This is a genomic window from Tardiphaga sp. P4_G1 (assembly GCF_056401215.1).
In genome coordinates, this window is record NZ_JBFUJU010000004.1 from 220,502 (window position 1) to 237,273 (window position 16,772).

The 16,772-nt window shown below is 63.9% G+C and carries 14 protein-coding genes; 13 read left to right on the plus strand and 1 reads right to left on the minus strand.

Translation table 11 applies throughout. The features are described 5' to 3' along the window. Positions 1–57 precede the first annotated feature (57 nt). The 11 genes from rsmH (at position 58) to AC1DUY_RS11530 (ending at position 12,906) form a co-directional block, all read left to right on the plus strand. Positions 58–1,053 (plus strand): 16S rRNA (cytosine(1402)-N(4))-methyltransferase RsmH, encoded by a 996-nt coding sequence (rsmH, locus tag AC1DUY_RS11480; protein WP_478114347.1) that lies wholly within the window; start codon positions 58–60, stop codon positions 1,051–1,053. A 2-nt stretch (positions 1,054–1,055) separates the two neighbouring features. Further along, positions 1,056–1,436, plus strand: a complete 381-nt coding sequence (gene ftsL / locus AC1DUY_RS11485; RefSeq protein ID WP_089267351.1) for a cell division protein FtsL — start codon at positions 1,056–1,058, stop codon at positions 1,434–1,436. Next, on the plus strand, positions 1,433–3,196 hold the full coding sequence (locus AC1DUY_RS11490; protein ID WP_439070812.1) for a peptidoglycan D,D-transpeptidase FtsI family protein: 1,764 nt from the start codon (positions 1,433–1,435) through the stop codon (positions 3,194–3,196). The genes ftsL and AC1DUY_RS11490 overlap by 4 nt, the downstream gene beginning before the upstream one ends. Before the next feature lie 93 nt (positions 3,197–3,289). After that, entirely contained in the window at positions 3,290–4,747 is a 1,458-nt protein-coding gene (locus tag AC1DUY_RS11495) for a UDP-N-acetylmuramoyl-L-alanyl-D-glutamate--2,6-diaminopimelate ligase (protein ID WP_478114350.1), read from the plus strand. Then, complete coding sequence (locus AC1DUY_RS11500) at positions 4,744–6,180, plus strand: UDP-N-acetylmuramoylalanyl-D-glutamyl-2,6-diaminopimelate--D-alanyl-D-alanine ligase (RefSeq protein WP_478114352.1); 1,437 nt, start codon at positions 4,744–4,746, stop codon at positions 6,178–6,180. The genes AC1DUY_RS11495 and AC1DUY_RS11500 overlap by 4 nt, the downstream gene beginning before the upstream one ends. Before the next feature lie 10 nt (positions 6,181–6,190). Beyond that, positions 6,191–7,273 (plus strand): phospho-N-acetylmuramoyl-pentapeptide-transferase, encoded by a 1,083-nt coding sequence (gene mraY / locus AC1DUY_RS11505; protein ID WP_068732324.1) that lies wholly within the window; start codon positions 6,191–6,193, stop codon positions 7,271–7,273. A gap of 4 nt (positions 7,274–7,277) precedes the next feature. Continuing rightward, positions 7,278–8,675: a UDP-N-acetylmuramoyl-L-alanine--D-glutamate ligase gene (gene murD, locus AC1DUY_RS11510; protein WP_478114354.1), complete on the plus strand. Its 1,398-nt coding sequence runs from the start codon at positions 7,278–7,280 to the stop codon at positions 8,673–8,675. Positions 8,676–8,793: 118 nt separating this feature from the next. Next, the gene (locus AC1DUY_RS11515) at positions 8,794–9,486 is read left to right on the plus strand and encodes a nucleoside/nucleotide kinase family protein (RefSeq protein ID WP_478114356.1); all 693 of its coding nucleotides are present in this window, start codon (positions 8,794–8,796) and stop codon (positions 9,484–9,486) included. 86 nt (positions 9,487–9,572) lie between these two features. Continuing rightward, a complete protein-coding gene (ftsW, locus tag AC1DUY_RS11520; RefSeq protein WP_089267347.1) occupies positions 9,573–10,721 on the plus strand; it encodes a putative lipid II flippase FtsW in 1,149 nt (382 codons plus the stop codon). Further along, positions 10,718–11,821, plus strand: a complete 1,104-nt coding sequence (murG, locus tag AC1DUY_RS11525) for an undecaprenyldiphospho-muramoylpentapeptide beta-N-acetylglucosaminyltransferase (RefSeq protein WP_478114359.1) — start codon at positions 10,718–10,720, stop codon at positions 11,819–11,821. Before ftsW ends, murG begins: the two co-directional genes overlap by 4 nt. A gap of 50 nt (positions 11,822–11,871) precedes the next feature. Continuing rightward, positions 11,872–12,906, plus strand: a complete 1,035-nt coding sequence (locus AC1DUY_RS11530; RefSeq protein ID WP_478114361.1) for a phosphotransferase — start codon at positions 11,872–11,874, stop codon at positions 12,904–12,906. An 18-nt stretch (positions 12,907–12,924) separates the two neighbouring features. On the opposite strand, the gene AC1DUY_RS11535 is transcribed toward AC1DUY_RS11530, so the two are convergent. Next, positions 12,925–13,827 (minus strand): LysR family transcriptional regulator, encoded by a 903-nt coding sequence (locus AC1DUY_RS11535; RefSeq protein WP_478114363.1) that lies wholly within the window; start codon positions 13,825–13,827, stop codon positions 12,925–12,927. A gap of 130 nt (positions 13,828–13,957) precedes the next feature. Here AC1DUY_RS11535 and AC1DUY_RS11540 point away from each other — a divergent pair, with 130 nt between their 5' ends. After that, positions 13,958–15,130, plus strand: coding sequence for an MFS transporter (locus tag AC1DUY_RS11540; protein WP_478114365.1), 1,173 nt, complete (start codon positions 13,958–13,960; stop codon positions 15,128–15,130). A gap of 194 nt (positions 15,131–15,324) precedes the next feature. After that, entirely contained in the window at positions 15,325–16,728 is a 1,404-nt protein-coding gene (gene murC, locus AC1DUY_RS11545; protein ID WP_068734093.1) for a UDP-N-acetylmuramate--L-alanine ligase, read from the plus strand. Positions 16,729–16,772: the final 44 nt, after the last annotated feature.

The following is a 16,772-nucleotide window of genomic DNA, read 5'->3' on the forward strand; positions in this document are numbered from 1 at the left end:
GCGCCTCGATGCGAAGGAACGGAACGCGCTGTCTGCGTGCTTCCGGCAGGCGCGCCCATGAGCACGCCCGATACACGACATATCTCCGTTCTCGGCGTTGAAGCTGTGGACATGCTGAGCCCGCGCGCCGGTGGCATCTATGTCGATGCCACATTCGGCGCCGGCGGCTACTCCCGCACGATTCTCGCGACGGAAGGAACCCGCGTCATCGCCATTGATCGCGACCGGACGGCCATCGCCGGTGGTTTCGATCTGGTCGACGCGTCCGACGGCCGTCTCACCTTGGTCGAGGATCGCTTCTCCAATCTCACCGATGTGTGTGCCGCCCAGGGCGAGCCGCTCGTCGATGGCGTCGTGATGGATGTCGGTGTGTCGTCGATGCAGATCGATCAGGCCGAGCGCGGTTTCTCATTCCGTTTCGACGGCCCGCTCGACATGCGCATGAGCCAGCATGGGCCGACCGCGGCCGATGTGGTGGCGAAGGCCTCCGAAGCCGATCTCGCCAATATCATCTATATCTTCGGCGAGGAGCGGCATTCCCGCTCTGTTGCGCGCGCGATCGTCGCGGCGCGCAAGGAAGCGCCGATCGAAACGACGAAACAGCTCGTCGATATCGTGCAGAAGGTCGTGTGGGCCAAGCCCGGCGAAATCCATCCGGCGACGCGCACGTTCCAGGCGCTGCGCATCTTCGTCAATGCAGAGCTCGACGAACTCCACACCGCGCTCGCCGCCGCCGAGCGCGTGCTGAAGCCGGGCGGCCGGCTGTCGGTGGTCTCGTTCCATTCGCTGGAAGACCGTATCGTCAAGAATTTCATGACCGAACGCAGCAAGACCGGCGGCGGATCGCGGCATCTGCCGGAGGTCGCGCAATCCCGTCCGCGCTTCTCGCTCGTCAACAAGCGCCCGATCACTGCTGGCGACGAAGAACTCAAGGCCAATCCGCGCGCGCGCTCTGCGAAGCTGCGCGGCGCCGAGCGCACCGATGCGCCGGCGCAGGATGCCGGGCCGTTGCCGGGCTGGCCGACGCTTGCCTCTGTGATGAGGGGAGGCTGACCATGCGGATCATCCACCTTCTCGTCATCGCGGTTCTCGTCTTCGCCGCCGCCTATGTCTATCGCATCAAGATGGAATCCACGGTGCGCACCGAGAAGGTGCTGCGCCTGCATGCCGATATTCGCGAACAGCGCGATGCGATCGCGTCGTTGCGTGCCGAATGGGCCAAGCTGGATGCGCCGATGCGGCTGCAGGGTCTGGCTGAACGTCATCTCAAGCTGCAGCCGGTGACGGCGCAGCAATTCGACACGATGAAGAATCTGCCGGATCGGCCGCCGAATTTTGCCAAGCCGGGTGAGCCTGATCCGATCGGCGCGATGATCCATACCATCGATCCGGATATCGTGACCGGTTCGCTGCCGGCGCCGGAGGATCCGCAGTGACAGGCCCGCAACTCGACCCGAACAAACCAATCGCCCGGCCGCCGGAGCCCTGGCGCCAGCGTCTGATCCGCAGTCTGCTCTACGGACGCAACGTCGATCGTGCGGCGAAGGCACGCGCGCGCGTCGGTCTTGCGATGATCGCGTTCGGCGGCGTGTACGGCATCATTGCCGTGCGCCTGATCATGTTCGCCGTCAACGGCGACACCCATGCGGAGCGCCGCTCTACGCGTGACGCTATCGCCACTGCACGTCCCGATATCGTCGACCGCAACGGCGCGATCCTGGCGACCGACGTGAAGTCACCATCGCTGTTCTCCGAGCCACGCCGCATCATCGACAAGGACGAAGCGGTCGAATTGCTCACTGGCGCATTGCCCGATCTCGACGGCGCCGAAGTGCGCGAGCGGATCATGAGCAAGAAGGGCTTTGCCTGGCTGAAGCGCGAGATCACGCCGCAGCAGCAGCGCGACATTCATCGCCTCGGCATTCCCGGCATCGGTTTCCTGCGCGAGAACAAGCGCGTCTATCCGAGCGGTGCGGCGGTCTCGCATCTGATCGGCCTGACCAATATCGACAACCAGGGCATTGCCGGCATCGAGAAATGGCTCGACAGCAACGGCCTTGCGGATCTGCATCGCGCAGGCTTTGCTTCGGATCGTCTGCAAAAGCCGGTCGAACTCGCCGTCGACCTGCGCGTCGAACACGCGCTACGCGATGAGCTGCTCAAGGCCAAGGCGAAGTACAGCGCCAAGGCAGCGTCGGGGCTCGTCTCCAACGTGAAGACCGGCGAGATCGTCGCCATGGTCTCGCTGCCCGACTTCGATCCGAACAATCCGAAGGAAGCGCACGATCCCGACCGCATCAACCGCCTGACCACCGGCGTCTATGAAATGGGCTCGACCTTCAAGACGCTGACGCTGGCGATGGCGCTGGACAGCGGCAAGGCCAATCTCAATACGATGTATGACGCGCGCTACCCGCTGAGCTATGGCAAGTTCAAGATCCACGACACCCATCCGGTGCCGCGTCCGATCTCGCTCACCGAAGTCTTCACTTTTTCGTCAAACGTCGGTGCTGCGAAGATCGCGCTCGGGCAAGGCGTCGAAGCGCACAAGGCCTTCCTGAAGAAAGTCGGCCAGCTCGATCGCCTGCGCACCGAACTGCCGGAAAGCGCGATGCCGATCGTGCCGAAACGCTGGGGTGAACTGAACACCATCACCATCGCATTCGGTCACGGCATGGCCGTGGCGCCGCTGCAGGCGGTGATGGGCGTCAATGCGATGATCAATGGCGGGCTGCTGATCCCGCCGACCTTCCTGAAGCGCACCGAAGAGGAAGCGCGGGAGATCGGCAAGCGCGTCATCAAGAAAGAGACCAGCGACAAGGTGCGCTACATGATGCGCCTGAATGCCGAGACCGGTTCGGCGCGGCAGGCCGAAGCCAGGGCCAAGGGTTACTATCTCGGTGGCAAGACCGGTACGGCCGAGAAGGTCGTCAACGGCCGCTATTCGAAGAAGCAGGTGCTGAATTCCTTTACCGCCGTGCTGCCGATGGACAATCCGCAATTCCAGGTTCTGGTGATGCTGGACGAGCCGAAGGCGCTGCCGGAAACCCATGGTTTCATCACCTCGGGCTGGAATGCGGTGCCGACGGGGGGCAACGTGATCGCCCGTATCGCGCCGCTTTTGGGGCTCGAGCCGCGCTTCGATCTGGCGCCGTCCGACCGCCTTATTCTTGCGACATCCAAGGTGACTCAGTAACGCCGCATCTGCGCTTTACAGCCGGTGCAAAATGCGGTTTGCGTGGCGTTGCGGAACCCGATGTGTCACTCGATCTGGCCTGCCCGGAGCAGCATGAAACTACGCGATTTGTTCAACCCTGATGCCGTGATGGAGCAGTCCGCAAGGGACGTCACCGTCACCGGACTGGCTGTGGACAGCCGCGCAGTGAACCCGGGCGATCTGTTCTTTGCACTCGCCGGTGCGAAGACTGACGGTTCGCGTTTCATCGCACAGGCACTGGCGTCGGGTGCCGTCGCTGTCGCCGGTGACCACAAGCCCGACGATCTGTCCGTGCCTTTTGTGCGCACGCCCAATCCGCGCCTTGCGCTGGCTCTGGCCGCCGCCAAATTCTATCCGCGCCAACCTGCGGTCATTGCCGCCGTCACGGGGACATCGGGCAAGACCTCGGTCGCATCCTTTGCGCGCGAGATCTGGGGCCGTCTCGGATATGCCTCTGCCAGCATCGGCACCATCGGTCTCGTCTCGCCGAAGCGCACCGTCTATGGCTCGCTGACCACGCCGGATCCGATCTCGCTGCACCAACAGATCGACGAGATCACCGGCGAGGGCGTCACCCATCTCGCGCTCGAAGCGTCGTCCCATGGCCTCGATCAGTTCAGACTTGACGGCGTGCGGGTCTCTGCCGCCGGCTTCACCAATCTGTCGCGCGATCACATGGACTACCATCCGGACGTCGCGCACTATCTCAGTGCCAAGCTGCGGTTGTTCCTCAATCTGGTCGCGGACGGCGGCGTCGCCGTGATCGCCGCCGATCACGAGCACTCGCCGCAAGTGATCCATGCCGCGCAGTCGCGCCACCTGCGCCTGATGAAGGTCGGTCGCAAGGGCGACGGCGTGGGCGAAGGTATTCGCCTTGTCGATGCCACGGTCGAAGGCTTCGCGCAGAAACTCACACTTGAGTATCGCGGCAAGAGCCATCAGATCAAGCTGCCACTGGTCGGCGAATTCCAGATCGAGAACGCGCTGGTCGCGGCAGGTCTAGTGATCGGCACCGGTGGCGATGTCGATGCGACTTTCGCCGCGCTCGAACATCTCGAAGGCGCCAAGGGGCGGCTCGAGCAGGTTGGCACTCATAATGGCGCGCCGGTGTTCGTCGATTACGCACACAAGCCGGATGCGCTCGCGAAGGCGCTGCAGGCGCTGCGCCCTTACGCAAAGCGCAAGCTCGTCGTGGTATTCGGCGCCGGCGGCGATCGCGATGCCGGCAAGCGGCCGCTGATGGGCGAGATCGCCAGTGAAAATGCCGACAGCGTGATCGTTACCGACGACAATCCGCGCAGCGAGAATCCTGCAAGCATCCGCGCTGCCATTCTGGCCGCTGCGAAAGGCGCTATCGAAATCGGCGACCGCGCCGAGGCCATTCGTGTGGCTGTCGAAGGCCTGCAGCCCGGCGATGCCCTGCTGATCGCCGGCAAGGGCCATGAAACCGGACAGATCGTCGGTGACCGCACGCTGCCGTTCAGCGATCACGAGGCCGCCGCAGCGGCGCTTGCCAAGAGGACTGCATGAGCGAGTTTCTTTGGACATCAGCCGCGATAGCCGACGCGATGCACGCCACGGTGCAAGGCGCGCTGCCGGAAGGCATCACCGGCATCTCCATCGATACCCGCACCATCAAGCGGGGCGAGGCCTATTTCGCGATCAAGGGCGACGTGCATGACGGCCACGCCTTCGTCGAAGCCGCGCTGAAAGCCGGTGCTGGTCTTGCTGTCGTCGAAGCGGCGCAGCGTGACAAGTTTCCCGCCGATGCGCGCCTGCTGGTGGTCGACGACGTGCTCGCAGCGCTCGTCGAACTCGGCATCGCCTCGCGTGCACGTCTGAAGGCGCCGATCATTGCGATCACCGGCTCGGTCGGCAAGACCTCGACCAAGGAAGCGCTGCGCCGCGTGCTGGAAGCGCAGGGCAAGACACATGCCTCGGTCGCGTCGTTCAACAATCACTGGGGCGTGCCGCTGACGCTGGCGCGCTGTCCGGCCGATGTACGTTTCGCGATCTTCGAGATCGGTATGAATCACGCCGGCGAAATCGAGACGCTGGTGAAGATGGTGCGACCGCATTTTGCCGTCATCACGACCGTCGAGCCGGTGCATCTGGAATTCTTCGCCGGTGTCGAAGCCATTGCCGACGCCAAGGCCGAAATCTTTTCCGGGCTTGAGCCCGATGGCGTCGCGATCCTCAATCGCGACAATGCGCAATTCGCGCGTCTGCAGAAGAGTGCGAAGAAGGCCGGCGTCTCGCGCATTGTCTCGTTCGGCGCAGACGAGAAGGCTGAGGCACGGCTGCTCGACGTTTCATTGCATCCGACCTGTTCGGCCGTGCATGCCAATATCCTCGGCCATGACGTCACCTACAAGCTCGGCATGCCCGGCCGCCACATGGCAATGAATTCGCTCGCGGTGCTGGCCGCAGCCGAATTGATGGGCGCTGATCTCGTTCATGCCGCGCTGACGCTGTCGCAGGTCGTGCCCGCTGTGGGCCGCGGCGCTCGCCATGTGCTCGAAGTGCCAGGCGGCGAGGCGACGCTGATCGATGAGAGCTACAATGCCAATCCGGCTTCGATGGCGGCCGCCATCAACGTGCTGGGCGCTGCGGCTGTCGGGCCGAAGGGTCGCCGCATCGTGGTGCTGGGCGACATGCTCGAACTCGGCGCCGATGGCGCGAAACTTCATGCCGGGTTGCTGGATGCGGTGCAGTCCAATGGCATCGATCTGGTATTTTGCTGTGGTCCCCTGATGTGCAATCTTTGGGACGCCCTTTCCACGGGCAAGCGGGGCGGCTATGCCGGGGATGCGGCGGCGCTCGAATCGCAGGTGCTGGCCGCGATCCGCGCCGGTGACGCCATCATGGTCAAGGGCTCGCTCGGCTCGAAGATGAAACCGATTGTCTCCGCGCTCGAAAAGCGCTTTCCCGGCAACGCCGCGCTCGACGACGCCGCGGTATAGGGCGGACTGAATGTTCTACTGGCTGATCGATTTTGCGGGCACCGTCCCGGTGTTCAACGTGTTCCGCTACATCACCTTCCGCACCGGCGGCGCTGTGGTCACCGGCGCACTGTTCGTGTTCCTGTTCGGGCCATGGATCATCGACAATCTGCGCCTGCGCCAGGGCAAGGGTCAGCCGATCCGCACCGACGGGCCGCAATCGCATCTGGTCAAGGTGGGCACACCGACCATGGGCGGGCTGATGATCCTGTCCGGCCTCGTGGTCTCCACACTGCTCTGGGCCAATCCGCGCAATCCCTATGTCTGGATCGTGCTGGCGGTTACCCTCGGCTTCGGCTTCGTCGGTTTCTATGACGACTATCTCAAAGTGACCAAGCAGAGCCACAAGGGCTTTGCCGGCCGCACACGCCTGTTGATCGAATTCATCATCGCGGGTGCCGCCTGTTTCGCCTTCGTCAAGCTCGGCCGCGATCCGCTGTCCTCCTCGCTGGTGATCCCGTTCCTCAAGGACGTGATCGTGAATTTCGGCTGGTTCTTCGTGCTGTTCGGTGCCTTCATCGTCGTTGGCGCCGGCAATGCCGTGAACCTCACCGACGGTCTCGACGGTCTCGCCATCGTGCCTGTGATGATCGCGTCGGCCTCGTTCGGCATGATCGCCTATCTCGCCGGCAATGCGGTGTTCTCTGATTACCTGCAGATCAACTACGTTGCGGGGACCGGCGAACTCGCTGTGCTCTGCGGCGCGGTGCTCGGGGCAGGGCTTGGTTTCCTCTGGTTCAACGCGCCGCCGGCCTCGATCTTCATGGGCGATACCGGTTCGCTGGCGCTGGGCGGCATGCTCGGGTCGATCGCGGTAGCCGTGAAGCACGAGATCGTGCTCGCGGTGATCGGCGGCCTGTTCGTGCTGGAGGCCGTGTCGGTGATCGTGCAGGTCACCTCCTTCAAGCTCACCGGCAAGCGCGTATTTCGCATGGCGCCGATCCATCACCACTTCGAGCAGAAGGGCTGGACCGAGCCGCAGATCGTCATCCGCTTCTGGATCATCTCGGTGATGCTGGCGCTGGTCGGCCTCTCCACGCTGAAGCTGCGGTGAGATCGTGATCCCGGTCACATCCTTCGCCGGCAAGACCGTCGCCGTCTTCGGGCTCGGCGGCTCCGGCCTTGCGTCTTGCCACGCGCTGCAGGCGGGCGGCGCCGAAGTCATCGCCTGTGACGACAGCATCGACAGGATGGTCCAGGCCACGCAGGCTGGCTTCATTACCGCCGATCTGCGCACGGTGGCATGGGGCAGTTTTGCGGCTCTGATCCTGACGCCCGGTGTGCCGCTGACGCATCCGGCGCCGCATTGGACAGTCGTCGCTGCGAAAGCAGCAGGCGTCGAGGTGATCGGCGACATCGAACTGTTTTGTAGGGAGCGCAAGTTGCATGCGCCCGACGCGCCTTTCGTTGCCATCACCGGCACCAACGGTAAATCGACGACGACGGCGCTTGTCGCGCATCTGATGCGCGAGGCGGGTTTCGATACGCAGATGGGCGGCAATATCGGCACCGCGATCCTGTCGCTGGAGCCGCCCACGGCTGGCCGCGTCCATGTGATCGAGATGTCGTCCTACCAGATCGATCTCACGCCCTCGCTCGATCCGTCGGTCGGCATCCTGCTCAATGTCACGCCCGATCACATCGATCGTCACGGCACGCTGGCGCATTACGCTGCGGTGAAGGAGCGTCTCGTCGCCGGCGTGCAGGCGGGCGGCACCGCCATCATCGGTGTTGATGACGACTGGTGCAGCAAAGCCGCGGATCGGATCGAGCAAGCCGGCAAGCGTGTGGTGCGCGTCTCCGTCGAACATCCGCTGGCCGATGGCCTCACCATTCGTGGCAGCACCATTGTGCGCAACGCCGGCGGCGCGCAGAGCGATGTCGTCGATATCGCGGGTATCGGCTCGCTGCGCGGCCTGCACAACGCGCAGAATGCAGCATGTGCCTCGGCCGCAGCGCTGGCGCTCGGCGTCAGCCCGGCCGTGCTGCAAAAGGGCCTGCGCTCGTTCCCCGGTCTTGCCCATCGCATGGAGCAGGTCGGCCGCCAGGGCACGACCTTGTTTGTCAACGACTCCAAGGGCACCAATGCCGACGCTGCTGCGAAAGCGCTGTCGTCCTTCAACGACATCTTCTGGATCGCCGGCGGCAAGCAGAAGGAGGGCGGCATCACTTCGCTGGCCGAATTCTTCCCGCGTATCCGGGGCGCCTATCTGATCGGCGAAGCCGCCAACGATTTCGCGCAGACGCTGGACGGCAAGGTGCCTTACGAGATCAGCGTCAGTCTCGACGTCGCCGTAGCCAATGCCGCCCGCGATGCCGCGGAAGCCGGGCTGACAGAGCCGGTCGTGCTGCTGTCGCCCGCCTGCGCGTCATTCGACCAGTTCCGGAACTTTGAAATCCGTGGCGACCGGTTTCGGGAACTGGTGCTGGCGCTGGATGGGGTGAGGGCGGTTTAAGGCGCGATCTTCACGATCCAGTATCAGCCGACGTGTTCTGGCTCAGCCGAGGGAATATCACGCGGCTGTTAGGAGCCAACAATCGAGGTCATTTGATCGCACCGTGCAGGGGGCGTTGATGATTGAGCCATCGGATGATCGCACCGACACGTCGCCGCTGATCGCAGAGATCGCCGAATTTATTCGGCATCATGCGACGGGCTCGATCCTCCGCGTCGGCATCGATGGCGTGGACGGTGTAGGAAAGACGGTGTTCGCGGACACGCTCGCGCGTGTAATCGGCACGCTCGGACGGCCCGTTATCCGCGCCTCCGTGGACAGCTTTCACAACACGCGCGAGATCCGATACCGGCAGGGGAAAACCTCTCCACATGGCTTTTACGCGGACTCCTACAATTATGTTGAGTTGCGGAAAGTACTGCTCGATCCTCTCGGACCCGGCGGCTCGCGCGTCTATTGCCCTGCCATCTTCGATCACACCGTGAACGCCCCGGTCGCCGCTTGCTGGTCGATTGCCGATCCCGATGCTGTCCTCGTCTTCGATGGCATTTTTCTGCACCGCACGGAACTCAGGGACGTCTGGGACCTGTCGATTTTTCTGGATGCGCCATTCGCCATCACCATCCCGCGCGGCGCCGGTCGCGGCCCCGGATACGGATCGGCTGATATGGATGCCGTGTCCAACCGGCGCTATATCGAAGGCCAGCGCCTGTATCTGCAAGAGAACGACCCGCAAAACCGGGCGAATCTCGTCATCGACTATTCCGATTTCACGCACCCTGCAGTCGCAGCCCGCCGCTGGCCGCCCTGAATGGGGCCAAATTTTCACAATCCATTAACCGTCTGGCAACCACGATGGCCCATCGATAGGAGTTCATCGACCCGCAGGACGCGCTTATGATCTCTCGCGAACAACGCACACCGCTCAGCGAATGGTGGTGGACCGTGGACCGCCTGCTGCTGGCGGCGATCATCGCGCTAATGCTGGCCGGGGTGATCCTGTCGCTGGCCGCGTCGCCGCCGGTGGCGACCCGCATCGGGCTCGATCCGTTCCACTTCTTCAACCGGCATATCCTGTTCCTGGTGCCGTCGATTATCGTACTGATCGGCGTGTCCTTCATGACGCCGCGGCAGATCCGTCGTTCGGCCCTTGTCGTGTTCGCGATCTCCATCGTGCTGATCCTGGCGACCTTGCTGATCGGGCCGGAAGTGAAGGGCGCCAAGCGCTGGATCACCATTCTCGGCATCAACATCCAGGCGTCGGAATCCGCCAAGCCGGCTTTTGTCGTCATCGCCGCCTGGCTGTTCTCGGAATCCGCGCGCAAGCCGGAGATGCCGGCGACATCCATGGCGATCGTGCTGCTGATGATGCTGGTGTCGCTGCTGGTGATGCAGCCTGACTTCGGTCAGACCATGCTGATCCTGATGGCCTGGGGTTCGCTGTTCTTCATCGCCGGCATGCGCATGGTCTGGGTGTTCGGCCTCGGCGCCACCGCGGCAGGCGGGCTATTGATGGCTTACTTCCTGGTGCCGCACGTCGCCGGCCGTATCAAACGCTTCATGGATCCCGCCTCGGGTGACACGTTCCAGGTCGATACCGCTATGGAGGCCTTCTCGAATGGTGGTTGGTTTGGTCTCGGGCCGGGCGAGGGCATCGCCAAGCGCAGCCTGCCGGACAGCCACACCGACTTCGTCTTCGCCGTCGGCGCCGAAGAGTTCGGCATCCTGCTGTGCCTCGCCGTGCTCAGCCTGTTTGCCTTCATCGTGATCCGCGCGATGTCGCGCGCCTATGCCACCGAAGATCTGTTCTCGCGCTTCGCTGCCTCGGGCCTCGCGATCCTGTTCGGCGTGCAGGCGGCGATCAACATGGCGGTCAATCTGCATCTGATCCCCGCCAAGGGCATGACGCTGCCCTTCATCTCCTATGGTGGCTCGTCGATGATCTCGCTGGCCTACAGTGTCGGCATGCTGCTCGCTTTGACGCGGATGCGCCCGCGCACCGAAGTCGAGGCGATCGACGCCCACGTCGCGCGCACTTACGCGTGATGAGTACCGCGCCCCTCATATTGCTGGCGGCGGGCGGCACCGGCGGACATCTGTTTCCGGCGGAAGCGCTCGGCGTCGCGCTGATGAAGCGCGGGCTGCGCGTCCGGCTCGTGACAGATGCGCGTGCGCTGAAATATAGCGGGCTGTTTTCGCGCGAGATGATCGATGTGGTGCCGAGCGAGACGCTGCGCTCCCGCAATCCCATCTCGCTGGCACGCACCGCGATCATGCTCGCTGCCGGCACCGCGATGGCGCTGAACCTGATGCGCAGCCTGAAGCCCGCAGCGGTAATCGGCTTCGGTGGCTATCCGACTGTGCCGCCACTGTTTGCCGCGCGTCTGTTCGGCATTCCCACCCTCATTCACGATTCCAACGCCGTCATGGGCCGTGCCAACCGCATGCTGTCCGGCAAGGTCAGCGCCATCGCCACATCGCTGCCCGGCGTGCTCGACCGCGATCCCGAATTGTCGAAGAAGACCACCACGACAGGCACGCCGATGCGCCCGGCGATCCTCGCCGCCGCCGCCGTCCCCTATGCCGCGCCGGATCTCACCGGGCCATTCCGCTTGCTCGTCGTCGGCGGCAGCCAGGGCGCGCGCATCATGGCCGATATCGTGCCGCCGGCGATCGAGCGTCTCGAACCGGCGCTGTGGAATCGCCTCGTGCTCACACAACAGGTGCGCGACGAAGACATGAGCCGCGTGCGCGCGGTCTATGACAAGCTCAAGATCAAGGCCGAACTCGCACCGTTCTTCAGCGATCTCCCCGCGCGTCTCGCATCGAGCCAGCTCGTGATCTCGCGCTCCGGTGCGGGCACCGTCGCCGAACTTGGCGCCATCGGCCGTCCGTCCATTCTGGTGCCGCTGCCCGGTGCGCTCGATCAGGATCAGTTCGCCAATGCCGGTGTGCTTGCCGATGCCGGCGGCGCACTCCGCATCGCGCAGGCCGATTTCACGCCGGATCGCCTGGCTGCTGAAATCTCGGCGCTGGCCGGCGAGCCGGCGCGGTTGACCGCGATGGCCTCAGGCGCCCGCAAGGTCGGCAAGCTCGACGCGGCAGAGCGGCTGGCGGATCTCGTCGCCAAGGTCGCGAAGATTTAGGTCATCGGTTCTGCTACACGTCGTCCCCACGCGGTTCGCCCGGGGGGACAATGAGCGGAGAGTATCTTTCCAATATTCCGATGACGCACCGCGAGATCGCGCAGGCTGCGCTCAGGGCGTCCGTCGGTTCTGCAACCATCGATTCCATCCGGCCGATTCCGGGTGGCGTCTCGGGTGCTTTTGTCTATCGAGTAGCCGCCGGCGATCGCCGCTACGTCTTGCGCATGGAGGGGGTCGCGAGTCCGCTGCGGAATCCGCACCAATATACGTCGATGCGCATCGCCGCACAGGCAGGGATCGCGCCACGGCTGCACCATGTGGACGAGATCGCCCGCGTGGCGGTGATGGATTTCATCGTCGAACAACCATTGAACACCTATCCCGGCGGCCCTCACGCTTTGGCACAGGCGCTGGGAGACATGCTGCGGCGCCTGCAGGCAACGCCGAGGTTCGGGCGCTTCGTCGACTATCCGGATATCACAGCCCGGTTGTGGGCTCATGTCTGCCGCACAAACCTGTTTGCGCCTGGCGTGCTCGATGCTCACACGCAGCGTCTGGCAGACCTCCGTAGCGCCTATACGTGGAATAGCGACGAGGCGGTTTCCAGCCACAACGATATCCTGCCGCGCAACCTTCTGTTCGATGGCGAGCGTCTGTGGCTGGTCGATTGGGAGTCGGCCTATTGCAACGATCCCGTCGTCGACATGGCGACCATGCTCGATAATTTTGCGCCGTCACCTGAACTCGAAGAGGTGCTTTTGCAGGCATGGCTCGGTCACCCGCCCGATCGCGGCCTGCGCGATCGACTCGAACTGATACGCGCGCTCACCCGTCTGTTTTATGCGGGCGTCCAATTCAGCGCCGTAGCGACCGCGTCGCGCTCGGTGCCGGACACGGACCTTTCGGCTCCTACACTTGCGGAATTCCAGCAAGCCTTGCGCGACGGGCGGCTGGCGCCCGACGCGTTGGAGACCAGGCATCTGCTTGGAAAGATGTATCTCGCTGCATTTTTCACGGGCGAGAAACCGCCGGGGCTGCCTCCGCCGATCAGTGCCTTTCAAGTGATGGGCACAGCGGAGGCATGACGACGAGGTGCTGAAACGCTACAGCCTCACGGTCTCCACCAGATAATCCAGAAACGCCCGCACCCTTGCCGGCAGTTGTCCGCCATGGCCGACGAACACCGCGTGGATCGGTTCGATGTCACCGGGGTTGAATGCTTCGAGCACCGGCACCAGCCGGCCGGCTGCGATGTCGGCTTCGACATGAAAACGCGCCAGTCGCGCGAGGCCCATGCCGGCCACGGCGAGGTGTTGCATGGCTTCGCCGTCGCTGACGAGGGCATTGCCTGACGGCATCACGGCGATTGTCTCGCCGTCGATCTTGAACGGCCAGCCGTTCTCCCACTTGGCGAAGCCGAACCGCAGCAGATTATGGTCAGCGAGATCGTCCGGCGTCTTCGGTGTGCCGCGCTCGGCGAGATAGCTGGGCGAGGCGACCACGACCATTCGGCTCTCGCCGAGTTTGCGCGCCAACAGTCGTGACTCGCGCATCAAGCCAACGCGAATGGCGACATCGGCGCGCTCTTCGAGGAGATCCACCACGAGATCCGTCAGAACGACCTCGACCTTGATCTCGGGATAGCGTTTCGCGAAATCCGGCAGTAGCGGCAGCAGGAGACGCAGGCCGAAGGGCACGCTGGTATTGACGCGCAGGAGACCGCTCGGTGTTGCGCCGATGGCGGCTTCGCGTTCGGCCGCGCTGATCTCGTCGAGAATGCGCAAGGCGCGCTCATAGAAAGCGCTGCCTTCCGGCGTGAGCTGAAGCTTGCGCGTCGAGCGATTGATCAGCCGCACGCCGAGCCGGGCCTCCAGCCGCGCCACCAGTTTGCTGACGGCAGAGGGGGTCATCCGGAAGGCCCGCGCCGCGGTCGAAAAACCGCCGAGCTCGACCACGCGGGTGAACACTTCCATCTCGCCGGAGCGGTTGACGTCCAGTCGTGACATCTGGCTTCAATCTATTGAGTGAATTCAATTCACAAATATTGTGCCTATGCCACGTCTATCTCATCAATGTCCGGAGGTCCACATCTCCCGCTGTCGGGCATCTGGCCCGTTTCACGCACGGGATAGGATCATGCCTCTCGCACTCTACGCGCTTACCGCCGGCGCCTTCGGAATTGGCGTCACCGAATTCGTCATCATGGGTCTCCTGATCGAGGTCGGCGGCGACCTCGGTGTGTCGATCCCGGCAGCGGGTCTGCTGATCTCGGGCTATGCGTTGGGTGTCGTGCTCGGCGCCCCGATCATGACCGTCGCGACCGCCCGCTGGCCGCGCAAGACCGTGCTGCTGGTGCTGATGGCAATCTTCACCATCGGCAATCTCGCTTGCGCCCTGGCGCCGGATTACTGGAGCCTGATGGCGGCACGCGTGCTCACGGCTTTCGCGCATGGCACCTTCTTCGGCGTCGGCTCGGTGGTGGCGACCACGCTGGTGGCGCCGGACAAAAAGGCCTCGGCCATCGCCATCATGTTCACCGGTCTGACCGTGGCGAATATTCTCGGCGTGCCATTCGGTACCTGGCTGGGGCAGGGGTTTGGCTGGCGCGCGACCTTCTTCTCCGTGACCGCCGTTGGCGTCGCCGCCTTCGCAATCATCGCGCTGTTCGTGCCGCGAGATAAGGAAAAGCCCGCGCCGTCGAATCTGAAACAGGATCTCGCGGTGCTCGCGCGTCCGCAGGTGCTGCTTGGCCTGCTCACGACGGTGCTGAGCTGGATTGGTGTGTTCGCGCTGTTCACCTACATCGCGCCGATCCTGACCCGGCTGGCCGGCTTTTCGGAGACCGCGGTGTCGCCGATCCTGCTGGTGTTCGGCGGCGGGCTGGTGGTCGGCAATCTGGTCGGCGGACGGCTCGCCGACCGCTGGCTGCTGCCGACGGTGCTGGGCAGCCTCGCTGCACTGGCGGTGGTGCTGTTCCTGATGACTTTCGCAGTTCACAGCCAGATCGCCGTGGTGGCATTCGTGGCGCTGCTCGGCGCCGTGGGCTTCGCCACCGTGCCGCCGTTGCAGATGTGGGTGCTGGAAAAGGCCCATGGCGCCGGCCAGAGCCTGGCCTCGAGCTTCAACATCGCGGCGTTCAATCTCGGCAACGCCATCGGGGCCTGGCTGGGCGGTGCGGTGATCGATCACGGGGGTCTCGCTTCGGTGCCGTGGGTCGCTGCATTGGCGCCGCTGGCAGCGCTCGCTGTGGCACTTTGCGCAATCCGCTTTGACCGGGGGCGGGCGGCGGTTCCCGCGGCGGCAGAGTAGGGCACAGCAGCAGCGAAGGTGGCGGATTCGTCTGATCCGCAAGCCAAATTTCCGTCTTTTTCGTCATGGCCGGGCTTGTCCCGGCCATCCACGTCTGTTTGAAGGAGTCATCTGTTAGACAAGCCTTGGATGCCCGGACGTCCAGCGAAGCTCGCTTCGCGCTGCCCGGGCATGATGGAACATAGAGACGCCCCATGAGACTGCCGCGCGAAATCGGACCCATTCACTTTGTCGGTATCGGCGGCATCGGCATGAGCGGCATCGCCGAGGTGCTGTGCAATCTCGGCTACACCGTGCAGGGCTCGGACGCTTCCGAAAGCGCCAATGTCAATCGTCTGCGCGAAAAAGGCATCACCATCCATGTCGGCCACAAGGCCGATAACGTGTCGGGCGCCGACGTGCTCGTCGTCTCCACGGCGATCAAGCGCGACAATCCGGAATTGATGGCCGCGCGCGCGCAGCGCATTCCGGTGGTGCGCCGCGCCGAGATGCTCGCCGAGCTGATGCGCTTGAAGAGCTGCGTGGCCATCGCCGGCACCCATGGCAAGACCACCACGACCTCGATGGTCGCCGCATTGCTCGATGCCGGCGAACTCGATCCCACCGTCATCAATGGTGGCATCATCAATGCCTATGGCACCAATGCGCGCCTTGGCGCGGGCGAGTGGATGGTCGTCGAAGCCGACGAGAGCGACGGCACCTTCCTGAAACTGCCGGCCGATGTCGCCATCGTCACCAATGTCGATCCCGAACATCTCGATCACTTCAAGACCTTCGATGCCGTGCAGGATGCGTTCCGCCACTTTGTCGAGAACGTGCCGTTCTATGGTTTCGCCGTGATGTGCATCGATCACCCGGTGGTGCAGAGCATCGTCGGCAAGATCGAGGATCGCCGCATTATCACCTACGGACAGAACCCGCAGGCCGATGCGCGGCTGGTCGATCTGAAACCTGCCAATGGCGGTTCGTCCTTCAAGGTCGCGTTCCGCGATCGCAAGGCCGGCACCGCGCATGAGATCGACAATCTGCTGCTGCCGATGCCGGGTCGTCACAACGCACTGAATGCCACGGCGGCGATTGCCGTCGCGCATGAACTCGGCATGTCCGATGAGGCGATCCGCAAGGCCATCGCCGGCTTCGGCGGTGTCAAGCGCCGCTTCACCAAGACCGGCGAGTGGAACGGCGTCACCATTATCGACGATTACGGCCATCATCCCGTGGAGATTTCCGCCGTGCTGCGCGCCGCGCGTGAAAGCACCGCAGGCAAGGTGATCGCCGTGGTGCAGCCGCATCGCTACACGCGCCTGCAGTCGCTGTTCGAGGAATTCTGCACCTGCTTCAACGACGCCGACACCGTGATCGTCGCCGACGTCTATCCCGCCGGCGAAGCACCGATCGAGGGCATCGACCGCGACAATTTCGTGCTCGGCCTGCGCGCCCACGGCCATCGCGAGGTGATCCCGCTGCAGGAGTCCGCGGCGCTTGCGGGTCTTGTCGCGGGTGTCGCCAAGAGTGGCGATACGGTGGTGTGTCTCGGCGCCGGCAACATCACGCAATGGGCTTATGCATTGCCGGGCGAATTGAAGGCGCTGGGGTAGGGATTGTTGATGTTTGATATCGGCATCGCAACACACGCCGCTGC